This window comes from Microbulbifer maximicatervae (SeqCode), from assembly GCF_052467825.1.
This window is the reverse complement of sequence record NZ_CP174327.1, coordinates 4,972,309-4,986,258: the sequence shown is the minus strand read 5'-3', so window position 1 is coordinate 4,986,258 and position 13,950 is coordinate 4,972,309. Positions and strand designations below refer to the sequence as shown.

General features: G+C 49.3%; 13 protein-coding genes. 5 read left to right on the top strand and 8 right to left on the bottom strand.

The window, feature by feature from the left end:
* The first annotated feature begins 92 nt into the window (after positions 1-92).
* Positions 93-815, top strand: coding sequence for an acyltransferase (locus ACJJII_RS21920; RefSeq protein WP_444917738.1), 723 nt, complete (start codon positions 93-95; stop codon positions 813-815).
* A gap of 19 nt (positions 816-834) precedes the next feature.
* Entirely contained in the window at positions 835-1,350 is a 516-nt protein-coding gene (locus ACJJII_RS21915) for a shikimate kinase (RefSeq protein WP_444907744.1), read from the top strand.
* A gap of 63 nt (positions 1,351-1,413) precedes the next feature.
* On the opposite strand, the gene ACJJII_RS21910 is transcribed toward ACJJII_RS21915, so the two are convergent.
* Complete coding sequence (locus tag ACJJII_RS21910; RefSeq protein WP_020413378.1) at positions 1,414-1,884, bottom strand: Lrp/AsnC family transcriptional regulator; 471 nt, start codon at positions 1,882-1,884, stop codon at positions 1,414-1,416.
* Positions 1,885-2,161: 277 nt separating this feature from the next.
* Between ACJJII_RS21910 and ACJJII_RS21905 the strand changes: the two genes are divergently transcribed.
* A complete protein-coding gene (locus tag ACJJII_RS21905) occupies positions 2,162-5,719 on the top strand; it encodes an indolepyruvate ferredoxin oxidoreductase family protein (RefSeq protein WP_444917737.1) in 3,558 nt (1,185 codons plus the stop codon).
* A gap of 53 nt (positions 5,720-5,772) precedes the next feature.
* Here the strand turns inward: ACJJII_RS21905 and ACJJII_RS21900 are convergent, their stop codons facing one another.
* On the bottom strand, positions 5,773-7,047 hold the full coding sequence (locus ACJJII_RS21900) for an OprO/OprP family phosphate-selective porin (protein WP_444917736.1): 1,275 nt from the start codon (positions 7,045-7,047) through the stop codon (positions 5,773-5,775).
* A gap of 134 nt (positions 7,048-7,181) precedes the next feature.
* Complete coding sequence (locus ACJJII_RS21895) at positions 7,182-8,072, bottom strand: TraB/GumN family protein (protein ID WP_444917735.1); 891 nt, start codon at positions 8,070-8,072, stop codon at positions 7,182-7,184.
* Between the two features lie 170 nt (positions 8,073-8,242).
* Between ACJJII_RS21895 and ACJJII_RS21890 the strand changes: the two genes are divergently transcribed.
* On the top strand, positions 8,243-9,340 hold the full coding sequence (locus tag ACJJII_RS21890; protein ID WP_444917734.1) for a glycosyltransferase: 1,098 nt from the start codon (positions 8,243-8,245) through the stop codon (positions 9,338-9,340).
* 54 nt (positions 9,341-9,394) lie between these two features.
* Here ACJJII_RS21890 and ACJJII_RS21885 read toward each other — a convergent pair whose 3' ends face one another.
* From ACJJII_RS21885 to ACJJII_RS21875, 3 genes are all read right to left on the bottom strand, one after another.
* Positions 9,395-9,979: an acyloxyacyl hydrolase gene (locus ACJJII_RS21885; RefSeq protein ID WP_444917733.1), complete on the bottom strand. Its 585-nt coding sequence runs from the start codon at positions 9,977-9,979 to the stop codon at positions 9,395-9,397.
* Between the two features lie 99 nt (positions 9,980-10,078).
* Positions 10,079-11,227 carry a sigma-70 family RNA polymerase sigma factor gene (locus ACJJII_RS21880; protein WP_444917732.1) on the bottom strand — a complete coding sequence of 383 codons (1,149 nt, stop codon included), beginning with the start codon at positions 11,225-11,227 and terminating at the stop codon, positions 10,079-10,081.
* Between the two features lie 204 nt (positions 11,228-11,431).
* A complete protein-coding gene (locus tag ACJJII_RS21875; RefSeq protein ID WP_444917731.1) occupies positions 11,432-11,854 on the bottom strand; it encodes a hypothetical protein in 423 nt (140 codons plus the stop codon).
* A gap of 240 nt (positions 11,855-12,094) precedes the next feature.
* Between ACJJII_RS21875 and ACJJII_RS21870 the strand changes: the two genes are divergently transcribed.
* The gene (locus tag ACJJII_RS21870; protein WP_444917730.1) at positions 12,095-12,394 is read left to right on the top strand and encodes a hypothetical protein; all 300 of its coding nucleotides are present in this window, start codon (positions 12,095-12,097) and stop codon (positions 12,392-12,394) included.
* Between the two features lie 82 nt (positions 12,395-12,476).
* Here ACJJII_RS21870 and ACJJII_RS21865 read toward each other — a convergent pair whose 3' ends face one another.
* Positions 12,477-13,235 carry a YciK family oxidoreductase gene (locus ACJJII_RS21865; protein ID WP_444917729.1) on the bottom strand — a complete coding sequence of 253 codons (759 nt, stop codon included), beginning with the start codon at positions 13,233-13,235 and terminating at the stop codon, positions 12,477-12,479.
* A 52-nt stretch (positions 13,236-13,287) separates the two neighbouring features.
* A complete protein-coding gene (locus tag ACJJII_RS21860; protein ID WP_413662676.1) occupies positions 13,288-13,947 on the bottom strand; it encodes an HAD family hydrolase in 660 nt (219 codons plus the stop codon).
* Positions 13,948-13,950 lie beyond the last annotated feature (3 nt).

Sequence of the window (13,950 nt, the reverse complement as noted above, 5' to 3'; positions counted from 1 at the left end):
GGCCGAAACACTAAACTGCCACTAATACAAAAGCAATTGGGTTTTAACTCAGGGCTCCGTAAATCCCATAAAATATAAGTAGAAATTAAAATATGCGTAAGGATCACAGGCCCTATTGGCTCAAGCGACTGCAGCTGCGTTGGCGCAAATGGCGAACAGAGTATTTCCTTCTGCCACAATTCGATGCGGTTGGGGTTGAGCCGGAAGTGATGGACCCGGGTTCTGTCCATGTTTTTGGCGAAAATGTTCGGCTTGGAAATTACCCTCACTTAATCTCCAACAACGAGAAATGTATTCGCTTTACCACTTTTGGACACAAGGGGGGAGAAGCATTTATTACTATTGGGGATTTCGTATTGATATCTCCAGGGGTGCGTATTTCTGCGGCTCAATCTATTGAGATTGGCGATGCCTGTATGATCGCAGCCAATGTGTATATTTCCGATTCTGATTGGCACGGGCTCTACAATCGCACGCGGCCCTTCCGGTGTACCTCCCCGGTGCGCCTGGGTAACAATGTTTGGATTGGAGATAGTGCAACCATCTGCAAAGGTGTCACTATCGGTGATAATTCTGTAGTGGGAGCCGGCAGTATCGTCACCAAGGATGTCCCCGCAAATACGGTTGTTGCAGGCAATCCGGCAAAAACCATTAAATCAATTAATCCCAAGCGGCGAATGATTACCCGCGAGGCATTATTTGCCGATGCCTTTCGCCAAGCGCATAATCTGGATGAATTGGATAAGATGATGTTGGGTGGGAACACCTTATTGGGCTGGTTGCGCTCGGTATTCTTTCCCCGCCGTAGCGATTGAATGTGCAAGTATTAATAAAATGAAAAAAAGAAAAAGTATTGTCCTGATTGGAATGCCCGGCGCCGGTAAAAGTACGCTGGGGGTGTTGTTGGCAAAGGAGTTAGCACTGGGGTTTACAGATACTGATGTTCTGATCCAGTCCAGAGAGGGCAAGACTTTGCAGCAAATTATGGCTGAAAGTGACTATCTTAATCTCCGCGCCATTGAAGGGGAGGTATTAGCTGAGGCCACCCTCCCCAGTGATGTTATTGCCACTGGCGGAAGCGCAGTCTATAGCGATGAGGGTATGGCGAATCTACGCAGTCAGGGTGTGGTAGTGTTTCTTCAGTGTTCAGCGGAGGAACTGCGCCGGCGTATCCACAATTATGAAAGCCGTGGCATAGCGAAGGCGCCCGGGCAGTCTTTTGCGGACTTATTTGAAGAGCGACAGGCCCTTTACCGGCAATATGCAGAAATAACGGTGGATTGTGACAGTAAATCACTGCAGGAAACGCTTGATCATTTACTTAATGCGCTGCGGGAGCTTGCAGAGTAACCGAAATTTTCTCAGTAAGCCCCATGCGTTAAAGCAAGGGGCTTTACTTTTCACACTTTTGGCTTAAAGTGGCAGTTGGGTGGTGTACTTCACCTGCTTGAGGGCAAAGGTGGAGTTGACTGAGGCCACGTTTGGCAGGTGTACCAGAGAGCGCTTCAGTAATTGCTCATAGTGTTCCACACTATCCACTACAACGCGCAGGACATAGTCTTTGTCTCCGCTGGTGGAATAGCACTCTACTACCTCCTGGACATCCTGAACTGCTGATTCAAAGTTGTTCAGGGATTCCTCATCGTGATTGTGGATGGTAACGTAGCAGTATACGGTGACACCCAGATCCAATTTGCGTGGGTCCAGCAAGGTAACACGGCCACGGATAATACCTTCGGCTTCCAACCGCTTGATTCTGCGCCAGCAGGGAGTGTGCGAAAGACCGACTTTATCGCCCAGCTCTGCCATGGAGTAATCTGCGTTCTCCTGCAGCGCTCGCAGAATCTTACGGTCAAAATCATCCAGGTCTGTCGAACGCTTCATAAAGACTCCTATCCTATAAAAATTATCTATATCGAAACTTCTATCACAAATTTACGCATATTTGCGTGAATAAAGCAATGCTCTATTGCGCTTAACGAACTAGTATGACCTGACTAAACCGTTTCGGGATAGGTGCAGTGTGCCCTCAGCCGCTCTGGGACTTTGCGGCAAATATAAAAACAGGCGCATCTGACCACTGAAAACGGACTATTCGGAAGAATAATGACTAATAACTCGAACCGGGTTTCGAGAAGAATAATTAACCGGAAGTAGGTGTATGACTGAAAAAGTAACCAGTCCTCAAAGTACGGCGGATTCCCAAGTAAAAAAACAGGTTTCATTGGACGACCGCTACACCATGCTCAAGGGCCGTGTGCTCCTTTCAGGTATCCAGGCCCTTGTGCGCTTACCCATAGACCAGATGCGAATGGACCGGGATCGCGATCTCAATACCGCGACGTTTATCTCCGGTTATCGTGGGTCGCCCTTGGGTGGCTACGACCTGCAGTTATCCAGGGCGAAAAAACTGCTGGGAGAGTACAACATCCGTTTCCAGCCTGGCGTCAATGAAGAGTTGGCGGCTACGGCAGTTTGGGGTTCCCAACAGGTGGGCTTGTTCCAGGGCGCAGAAGTGGATGGCGTTTGCGGGATTTGGTATGGCAAGACACCGGGTGTCGACCGCTCCTGCGATGCATTTCGCCATGCCAACGCCGCTGGCTCCTCTCCTAAAGGTGGCGCGCTGATCGTTGCCGGCGATGACCACGGCTGTAAGTCATCCTCCTATCCCGGGCAATCTGAATTTGCCTTTGTAGATATGCATATTCCAGTACTTAACCCCGCCACCGTGCAGGAAGTGTTGGATTATGGTCACTATGGGCTGGAGCTGTCTCGCTTTAGCGGCTGCTGGGTGGCAATGATCACCCTGGCAGAAAATATGGATAGCTCTGCGACCGTGGAAGTGGACCCTGAGCGGGTCAAATTCCACTACCCGGATATTGAACGTCCCGAGGGCGGCCTGAATATTCGCAAGCAGGATAACCCTCTCGAGCAGGAAGAGCGCCTGTGGCGCTACAAGCGCCCTGCTGCGCTGGCTTTTGCCCGCGCCAATAAACTCAACAAGGTTGTACTGGAAAATCCTGAGGCGAGCCTCGGCATCGTCACCACCGGTAAGGCCCATCTGGACTTGATGCAGGCCTTCGAAGACATGGGTATCGATGAGCAGAAGGCCAAGCAGCTCGGTATCCGAATCCTTAAAGTGGGTATGACCTACCCGTTGGATGTGCCGGGTATCCAAGAGTTTGCCCGTGGCTTGGATACGCTGCTGGTGCTTGAGGAAAAACGTAGTTTGATGGAAGTACAGCTGAAAGAAGAGCTGTACAACGTCCATGTGAAGGACCCAAATTTCCCGCGTATTCTTGGTAAAGTGGACGATAGTGATCAGCCGCTGATGCCCGCTTATGGCGAGCTGTCGCCAGCGATTATTGCCCAGGTATTGGGTTTTGTTTTGGGTGAGGACAAGTTGGATGAAGGCGGCAAGCACCGCTTGATGCGCCTCAATGCCCTGGCTGAACGTATTTCCCAGCAGACGGGCTCAAGTGTGTCTCGCTTGCCTATGTTCTGTGCCGGCTGCCCCCACAACCGCTCCACCAAGGTGCCAGAAGGAAGCCGAGCCTTAGCAGGTATTGGTTGTCACTATATGGCTCAGTGGTTGGATAGGGAGACTTATACCTTCACCCAAATGGGTGCCGAAGGGGTCAACTGGGTAGGGCAGGCGCCGTTTACCAGTGAAAAGCATGTCTTTGTAAACCTGGGTGATGGTACCTATTTCCACTCCGGTATTTTGGCGATTCGCGCTTCCGTGGCTGCCAAGGTCAATATCACTTACAAGATCCTGTTTAACGATGCAGTCGCCATGACCGGCGGCCAGCCCCACGATGGTGAGTTGGCTCCAGATATGATCTGTCGCCAAGTTTTGGCGGAAGGGGTTCAGAAAGTTGTCCTGGTGATGGATAACCCGGATAAATACAAGGGTGCGCTGTCCTTCCCCAGTGAAGTTGAAATTCATCACCGGGATTACTTGCCTGTTGTAATGGATGAGTTGCGTGAGGTTGAAGGTTGTACCGTTATTATTTACGACCAGACCTGTGCCACTGAACTGCGCCGCAAACGCAAGCGCGGGCTACTGCCTAAAGCCGAGGGGCGCCCCTTCATTAACGAGCTGGTGTGTGAAGGCTGTGGGGACTGCGTCCAGCAGTCGAGCTGTATCGCTGTTGAGAAAGTGGAAACGGCGCTGGGCGATAAACGCAGGGTGAACCAAACCGGCTGCAACCAGGATATGTCCTGCGTTAACGGCTTCTGCCCCTCATTTGTCACGGTGAAGGGTGGCAATATTGCCAAGGGCGCCGGGGTAGGTGACGTGTTGCGAACTGAAGCGGCCAAGTTGCCTTCGCCACAGCTTCCGGGCTTACAGCAGCCGTATAACTTCCTGGTTACCGGCGTTGGCGGTACGGGTGTAGTGACCATTGGCGCCTTGCTAGCGATGGCGGCACATATCGAGGACAAAGCGTGCAGCACCCTTGATCAGACGGGATTGGCTCAGAAGGGCGGAGCGGTTTACTCCCATATTCGCTTTGCGGCTGCGCCCGAGTCTTTGCAGGCGGTACGTATTTCCGACGGTCGTGCCGATGCCTTAATGGCCTGTGACCTGATTGCAGCCGGCAATGTGGCAGCTTGTTTGGTTAAACTGGATAAATCGCACAGTCGCGCGGTAGTGAATACCCACTTGAGCCCAACGGCGGCAACGGTTCTCGGGCGTGAGGATGTCCACTCACCGCAAGCGGTATTGGATACGGTGAGTGGCGCGGTTAATGAGCTCAGCTCTGTAGAAGCGCATCGCCTGACCAAGGCAGCTCTGGGAGATACGCTTGCCGCCAACATTTTTATGCTCGGCTACGCCTGGCAGAAAGGGTTGATTCCGCTAACTGAAGCCTCCCTACTGGAAGCGATCCGCTTAAACGGTGTCGCTGTGGAAGGTAATCTGCAGGGATTTGCTGCAGGGCGGTTGGCGGCAGAAAATCGCAACGCTCTGGACAAACTGTTAACCCACGAAAAAGTTGCAGTAGAAGTACCACAAACTCTTGAAGCGATCGTGGCTCACCGGGTGGGGCACCTCACCGGTTATCAAAATGCGGACCTTGCCGAGCGTTACCGCAGTTTGGTCGATACGGTGAAATCTGCTGAGATCTTAAAAGTGCCCGGGAACGTGCAGTTGGCTGAGGTGGTTGCGCGCAATTATGCAAAGTTGCTTGCCTATAAGGATGAGTACGAGGTGGCCCGCCTATACACCGATAGCCGCTTTATCGAATCGCTAAAAGAGAACTTCAGTGGTGACTTTACCCTGGAGTTCAATTTGGCTCCCCCGTTATTGGCGCGCTTCGATAAAGGCTTGGGGCGTCCCCGCAAAATGAAATTTGGCGGTTGGATGTACAAGGCATTTGGTGTTTTGGCGAAGCTGAAGTTCTTGCGCGGATCGGCGCTTGATATTTTTGGCTATACAGCTGAGCGAAAAATGGAGAGGGCACTGATTAGCGAATATGAAGAATTGGTTAAGAAAGTTCTGGGCCAATTAAATTCGCAGAATCACGCTGCTGCTGTTGAGCTACTTCAATACCCGGATATCATCCGGGGCTACGGCCCGGTGAAGGAGGCCAATATTGAGAAAGCGAAAGAACAGCGAAATATCGCATTAAATCGATTTGAACACCCGGTTCGGGATATAAAACTATCAGCTGAGGTTGAGGTTTTTGACCCAGCTAAGGCACAGCAAGTAGGTTAATTGCCCGTTTGATAAAGTGGCTCAAGGACTGTCTTGAGCCACTTTATAATCCCCTACCAAACCCCTTGTAGTCGTATGGCGAATTGGTTGGTTTTGTCTCCAGTAAAATCGTTGTCGCCTAGGGTGATGTTCATCATTACCCGAACTTTGGGGTTGAAGTAATAGTTTACCCCTAACGTGAGATTACTTGCTCGTAGCTGGTGGAAATTGCGGTTTTCTATAGTTTGGTATCTTGCGGCAACTTCCCATGCGCCTTCTGGGGGGGATGGTTTAATTGACTTAAAAACCCCTTTCTTGTCGTCATATGGTTTGTGCTGCCCGGTAATTGCCCAGCTTCCCAAAATGTACCAGGAGTGAACATCCTGCCCGCCAATAAAGCACCCGGTGATAGGGTCACAGAAAAAATTCGGAGGCAAACCGAAAAACTCTTCATAGACCAATTCTGAGAGATATATTTTTCCTGAAAAGTGCCCGTAGGCGTATTCCGCCTGACCAAATAAGGGACCGTAGGTTGCAGCCAGCTCGAAACCGGTAATATTGACCCGCCCCCCACCGTCGCCGAGAAAAAATTCATCGTCACCAAAATCGCCAAAAAAATTAACTGATCCACCAGGTGAGATGGCTATAAGTTGCTCTGGCCCCCGCCGGCCCGCATAGGCGACCTCAGCAATAATATCAGGTGTATCTTGGTTAGCTTTTTCGTAACTACGGGATACACCCAGGTGAACGGTTGATATGGAGTCGCTGATTGGAGCCCAGGTTAATCGAGTTGCGGCGCCAAACCCCGAATTGCGTGGGTCACCGGGGTTTCGCAAGTTGAACAGGGTAAAACCGAAGGTATGGCAGCACCATTGTTTATCCCATTTGATCCCCTGTAAGTAGCCTCGTCCGTCGTAAATACCTGCAGAGCTGGAAAATGCTCGCTCCATAAGTACGAGGTCGTTTGAGCTGGTTAGTTGACTCATTGATCGACTGGGTTTGAAATTGCCAATAGTCAACTTTCCTGTATAGAACTTTGTACTTAAATAAACGTCACGCAACCCTGCGGTTCCACTAGTGGCAAAGTCTCTCTGAAGTTTGTATTCCCATTCCCAGATTTTGCCCCTCATTGTCAACCTAACCCGACGGAAGTCTGTTGTATTGACCGGATCTTCTAGGTCTTTGTCAAAAATGTATGTATCGAAGTGAATCCTTCCGCCGAGTTGTGCGGAGAAATCCCCATCGTCAGAGACAATTTTCAGTCCGCCCTTTGTCTCGGCTTCATCAGCAATAGCCGGGAAGCTAAATAAAAGAATTGATATGGCACAGTATGCTCCCCAGCATTTCATCGGACGCCTCTAGTTGAGAGTTGTCATTGGTCACGGGAAAAGTGCTATTCGAGTTTAGCAATAGAAAAGACTTTGGACGGGGAGGGGGGATGGGACGGCGCAGAAAATCTGCGCCGAGGGTTACTGGGCAGTGATTAAAGGCGTTCTAATTTGTAACCAGTGTCGCCTAGAAACTCGATAACACTGCGTTCGCCCACCAAGTGGCCAGCGCCGACAATGACAAACAGAGACTGGTAGTTTGGCCCCTTAAGGGCAATTTTCTCAGCCATCCTTTCATTGCGATTAAAAAAAAGTGTGTCATAGAGCGGCTTATATTCAGGGTTTTCAGTTAGGCCGTCGAGGATAATAAGGCGATTCAAAGCTTCTTCATCTCCTCGCTTCCATGCGCTGGTAAGTTTGGGTAAAAAGGTTGAAATATCCCCGATTTGCTCAAGGGTTTGCTGGAAGAGGAGCGCTGGGTTGTCGAGGTCATTTAACATCTTGAATTGTTGCAAGACACCTTCCAACTCCAGAACGGATTTCCCATCCTTTTTTGCTTTTTGTAAAAAGTGCCGATCAATGCCTAGTTCTGGATTGAGGCCGTGGGCTTGCATCTCAATCATGCTCATAGAGATCATGGCTATGGCGGGACGCTGCCGGATAAACATAGCCTCGGGCATACTACGCTTGTGCATCCACGACTTTAGTTGGCTGTATATCGCGGGTGGAAGTTCGTCTTTTAAAGTTCGCTCACCTTGGTAGATAGACTCCATCATGATTCGCTGCTGTAACAGGCTGTCGCCTTCTGCAGCGAGAATGTCAGCCTCGACGGCAATAGCATCACTATTGGAGTAGGCTTGTTCAATTTTTGATCTTAGAGGGTAGAAGTCCTCAGTTGCCAAGTGAATCGAGCCTAATAAGTAAACGGTTTTATTATCTTTAGTTGCTTTCCAGAAGATGCCTTTATCACTCTCAGCGGCTGAAGCTCCTATTGTTAGTAGAAGCAGTGTAAAGGCGAGAAAGTAACTTATTTGTCGCTGAAGCATTGTCGGGTCCCTGAGTAATTTGCCTTTGCAAATACTATCACTAACACCTTCAGGTGCCAGAGGGGCTTTTAGGCATCAAGTCACTGACTTGTAAATTAGTGATGATTTACTGGGAAATTATCCTATAGGAAGTCAAAATAGACCTTTTGGTCTGTTTCACGGAAGTCAAATTGAAAGTTGTACAGTTTTTGCCCAGCCTAGAGCCTGGGATCACAGCAACTCTTGCGCTTGAGTTTGCAAATGAACTGGTCAAAAAAGGCCACGAGTCCCTGGTGATTTCTACTGATGGACCATTGGAGGCGCGGTTTCGTTTGCACGGTAGTGACTTTATCAGCTTTCCAAAAATCAGTGAGTCAATCTGGTCTTTGCGGCACAAATCCCGCCTACGTAAGATTCTCGCAAGGTTGCAACCGGATATTGTCTATACCCATGGTCGCTCAACGGCTTTTCTAGCTTGGCGCGCCTTAAAGAGTGATCCAGCTACAAGTCGCCCTAAGCTGGTGCCGCTCGTAGATCAAGATTTTCCCAACAGTTATTTTAATAAAGGTATGCTGTCAGGAGATGGAATTATCGCAAGCTCCCGAGGGGTTGCAGAGAACCTGAAGAAGTCCTCCCCCAAAACTGCAGAAGACTCGATAGAGGTTATTTATCACGGTATCAATATTCGCGAGTTTGATCGCGAAAAACCGGTAGCGAGCCAGTGGCAACTGAAGCTTTTGAATAGCTATCCCCAGCTGGAAGGGAAAAACTGGTGGTTAATGCCTAGCGAAATCTCTGCAAATGGCGGGCAGGAAGAATTTCTACATATGTTGGCCCAGGCTGCGGTACAAAGAGATGATATTCACGGAGTGATTGTAGGAACTTTAGTCGAAAATGATTTGCGCTATCTGAAAAAGCTGGAAGGGCTCGCGCAAGAATTGGATCTCGGTGGCAAGGTAACTTTTCTCGGTGAACGCCGCGATATGCGTGAGTTATATGCGACTTCCCAGTTAGTTTTTCAACTCGCCAGCGAGAAGGATGAGAATGCAAAGTATTCCAAGGAAGCAATGGCGATGGGGCGCCCGGTAGTCGCTTATTCTGGAGGCTGCACGGGTGAGGTTTTACAGAATTATTTTCCTGAAGGATTGGTGGAGCGAGGTGATATTAAATCTTTAATAGAAACAAGTTTGAATTTGGCGAACAAGCCAAATAACTCGAACCCTCAAGAGTTTAGTTATGCAGCTTCAGCAGGAAAAACCATAGACTTTTTTCAGGGCCTGCTTAATTAAATTTAAAGTAATCTTAGTCGTTAGCAATCTGGAAAGTATTGAAAGATTACACCTCTAAAAGTTAAGGTGCCCGTTCAAAGAGGCGAAATCAAAACCGGGGTTGGGTGTATTGGTTCTAGCGTTCGAAAAATGACTGTACCTTAAAGATAGGACATGGCCTCTGGAAAAACGGTACCCAAGAGCAAAGTGCAGGGCAAAATTTAGTTTGGTGCTCAATCCGATATCACCGAAGTTCTTTTGGCTTAAGTAGGATGCCCCTGCACCTGCTTCAGCAAATCCACCCTGCAAATCACTCCGGGGGTACCAGCGCAAAATAGGTTTAATTTCGAAAATATTTTGCTGCTGTTTCTCACTTTGATGCTCAATTCGCATATGGGAGTAACTGCCTTGCCCCCACCATTGAAGTGAATTATTGCCGAGACTAAATGAAAGCAGTAAATGGGAGTAGCTAAATCCAGCCATTTCTGAGGCTGAGATAGAGCGATACTGCATCAACTCATTCCCAAGTCCTTTACCTGCACTTGCAATGAATTCGGATTCTGCATGGGTGGGCGGAGTAAGGAAGAGTCCGCCGGCAAAAAAATAGGCACAGTATTTAAAAACACTGCACTTATCGTTAAAAACCACTGGTTTACGCATATCTTCGCGGTACTAACTGATAGAGCTGTTTTAAAGACTAGTGGGAAAGGCTTCGATGGCAAGCTCTCCAAAGAGGCTTGCCATCGACTTCTTCCTTTTCTAGCGCCACTGCCGCTTCAGTTGTCGAAGTGCGTCAGAATGCAGTTGTCTCGCGCGCTCCTGGCTAAGCCCCAATTGCTCCCCAATAACTCGAAAAGAGCAGTCCTTGTCAGAAATTAATCCATACCTCAAGTTGAGGACTGTCCTTTGTCGTGCAGGGAGGCGGGCAACAGCTTCACGGAGACGTTGAGCTAGCTCTTGGTTGGTTACAAGCTCATCCGTATTGTAAAGCTCATCAGCAGGTGCGTAGTCCAGTCTGGTGCTGCTCTGGTCATCTGCAACCGGGTCATCGAGAGACCCTGTTGGTCCTGGGAGTTTTAATAAGCTTTGGATTCTCTCAATATCTAGTCCTGTGTGGCGGGCTAGATTGTCATCGGATGCAGGTTGTCCCTGAGCGCGGACTTCACCAATGGCTCTGTAAATCGCTCTTAAATCATCCTGGACATTGGCTGGTTGTCGGACAAGATCTTCGTTGCGTCTTAAGGCTAACTGAATCTCTTGCTGGATCCACCAGTAGGCATAGGTGGAAAAGCGGTATCCCATTTGCGGCTTGAACCGCTCAATAGCTTTCATTAATCCAACATTGCCTTCTTGAATTAAATCGATAAAGGGAACGGATGGATTGCGAAAGCGTTTTGCGATGGCAATAACCAGGCGCAGATTACATTGGATTAGTTTTTTCCTCTGTTTTTGAAAGCGCTGTAGGAGCCCGGTCAGCCTGCTGCGACCGCGCCTATCTAGGAAATTGCTGGTAAGCAGGATTTCGGTGTGGGCAATTATAAGTCCATGGTCGTAGGCGCCTGTACTTCCGCGCTGCTCCACTCCTTCGCTGCGTAGTTGGACCAACTCGGTGCCGCTCTCCTGAAGGTTGGAAATGAGCTTTTCTTCCAGGTCGCGCAATAGACAGGTGGTGCTGTGCTCCTCCTCCGGAGTTAATAGCTCAAGCCTGTAAAGGTGCTTGAGATAGCTCTGCATTGGGGTGGTACCGCTCTCGGAGAGGGTGTCACCCGCTGCGTGAATCTCTTCCGTGTCAGGGTCTCGCTCGACTTGAGGGTCGGGCTCGCTGGCGCCCTGGCAGGAGTCAGAGAGTGGTTCGCCTGTATCCTTCAGCCATTCTTCATCCCTTGAGTAAAAATGTTCTCGGGACAAGTGCTTAAACCTTTGTTGGCTGTGTAAGTGCTACACGCTATTGAAAGCTCTTCAGGCGTTGGTGGCGCCTATTACCTCTTCACTATAGATGAGTGCTGAGAAAACCGCTGGGATCAGGTGTGACTGGAAGGTTGCATAATGCTTGTAAGGGGCGACTGGAGGGGGGGGGGGTACTAGAGTTGTACCCGCCATAAATACGACTGTTTATTTAATGCGCTTTACCCGGAGTTTGCGGCCTCCGTCAGCAGGCTTCATAAAGAAGGAGCCCAGTAAGGCTCTCTCTATGATTACTGAGTCACCGACTTTCCAAAATACTCTACTTGAATCATTCTGTTTCCACAGTTGACCATTATCGAGTGTAATGAATCTCTTTTCGTGGGCACCGATATGAATATCTACTATCTTGGCGTCAATTTTTTGGGGTGCCTCTTCACTTATAAGCTTTTGCTCGTATCCAAACGCTACAGCTGCCTGGTGTTCTAAAGAGGCTGCGACTTGATCATAACAAGCGAGGCGGTTATCCCGGGGTTCAATCCCTGCACATGATTTGATTTGATTTGTGATTGACTCCGCGAACACGGAGGGAGCAAGGAGTACAAAGATGACAAAAATAAATGGTACTTTCATAGCTCGAAACGTTGACTTATTTACTAGTTATGAAATGGATTCTGCCATTGAAGTTGCAACTGGACAAATAGATTTGAGGAATAGCTCACACTTTTCTAATGGGCAAAATGAAAAAATTTGTGGCGAAATGTGTTTTGCCTAGATGTGGAGATATCTGGGAGTAGGGCGCTAAGAAAGTGAAATACATAAAACTATCAATTTTATAGTAACTATAGGCTTAGGCTATCTGGGGGTGGAAAAATGAAGGGGTTGCTAACACCTGCAGCACTGTTTGCTGTTGTGGTTGGGTACGAGGGGATAAGCCTTGCGGTATCTGATCGATCTGCAGCTTATGCTGTGGGGGTCGCGCTTAGTGAGCGGGATGAACAGTCCGTTGACTACAACCAGTACTCGGGAGATGCTCAAGATATAGAGCTGTTTGATGGCTCCAATATGATGGAGTTTGAAGGCGATGTATTTGCCGATGCTCCCGAGCATATGCCTCCAATTGGAGAGGGGGCGGACTCAAAAGACAGTGATGACAAGGGCTTCGGTGAGTAGCTATCAAGTGCAATGCCAATAAGGCTTACATGGACAAGTACCCGAGACCGAAGCCCGGATTCTTGTCCAGGAGACGGGGTCTCTATTTCTTCTGGGCGCTAAAATGCTTCCCGCTTACGCCGTTACTGTCTCTACCCATTAAATAGAGGTAGGTGGGCATAATATCTTCTGCAGAGGTTACCGACTGTGGGTTTTCTGCTGGGTAGGCAGTTGCTCGCATTGTTGTACGGGTTGCCCCTGGGTTTAGGGAGTTGACCCGGGTATTGGAAACCCCTTCCAGTTCATCGGCGAGTACCTGCATCAATCCTTCAGTGGCAAACTTCGATACTGAATAGGCCCCCCAATAGGCTCTCCCTTTAACCCCAACGCTGGAGCTTGTAAAGACAACAGAGCCTGCTTCTGATTCCTCTAGCAGAGGCAGCATTGCTTTTGTTAGCCCAAACGCTGCATTAACATTCACCTGCATTACTTGTTGCCAAGTGTTGAAATTGTAATTGCCTATAGGGGTGCGTTGCCCGAGTAGGCCGGCATTGTGCAGGAGTCCATCCAGGCGGCCAAACTCGTTGCGAATAGCTTCTGCGAGGCTCTCGAAATCCTCTATTTTTGCCGCACCCAGGTCCATGGGGAAAATAGCCGGCTGTGGTCCGCCGGCAGTCTCGATTTCGTCATAGACCGCTTCTAGCTTGGGGGTTGTACGGCCTAGCAAAATTACTGTCGCCCCGTGAGCAGCAAAAGTCTTTGCTGCAGTTTTACCTATGCCATCTCCGGCACCGGTGATAAGAATAATTTTGCTCTTTAATAGGTCGGAGGGCGCTTGATAGTCGCCAACAAAGTCTGACATGAAATATCCCGATACTGTCACCGGGCTTGGGTGCCCGGTATTACTTCAAGTTTCAAAAATAGTGTTGTTCTAGAAGGGGCCAAATTTCATTGGCGGAATTTACCAGGTGGTCTGCCCCCCAATTGGCGGGGTTATCTGTAGAGTCAATATAACCATACCCGCAAGCGATAGTCGGCATACCAGCCTTTTGTCCGGCGATGATATCGCGCTTGTGGTCGCCGATATAAATTGCTTCAGCGGGCGCGCAACCAATCTGGCTGCAGGCTAAAAATAGGGGCTCGGGGTCCGGCTTGGATTTGCTGACGTGGTCAGGGCAAACAATTGCAGAGGCTGGCGGTAGATGGGTAAAGGCTTCCATCAGAGGAGTGGTGTAGGCCTCCGGTTTATTGGTGACAATCCCCCAGGGAAGGTTTTTTTCAACCAGGTTGTCGAGCAGGTTGTCGATACCGGGGAAAGTGGTCGTCTTCTCTGCAAGATGTGCCAGGTAGAGGTCCAGTAACCTTTGCAGTAATCCTGGGAAGGCGGGGTCACCTTCTTCTTTGTTAAACCCCAATGTGACCAGCGCCCTGGAACCATTGGATACAGTTCCCCGGATCGTCTCGTCAGGCAGTGGAGGTAACTGTTCCTGTTGGCGCAGTTGATTTAATACAACAATAAAATCTGGCGCTGTATCAAGCAGGGTACCATCCAGGTCAAATAAAACGGCTTTCATTTT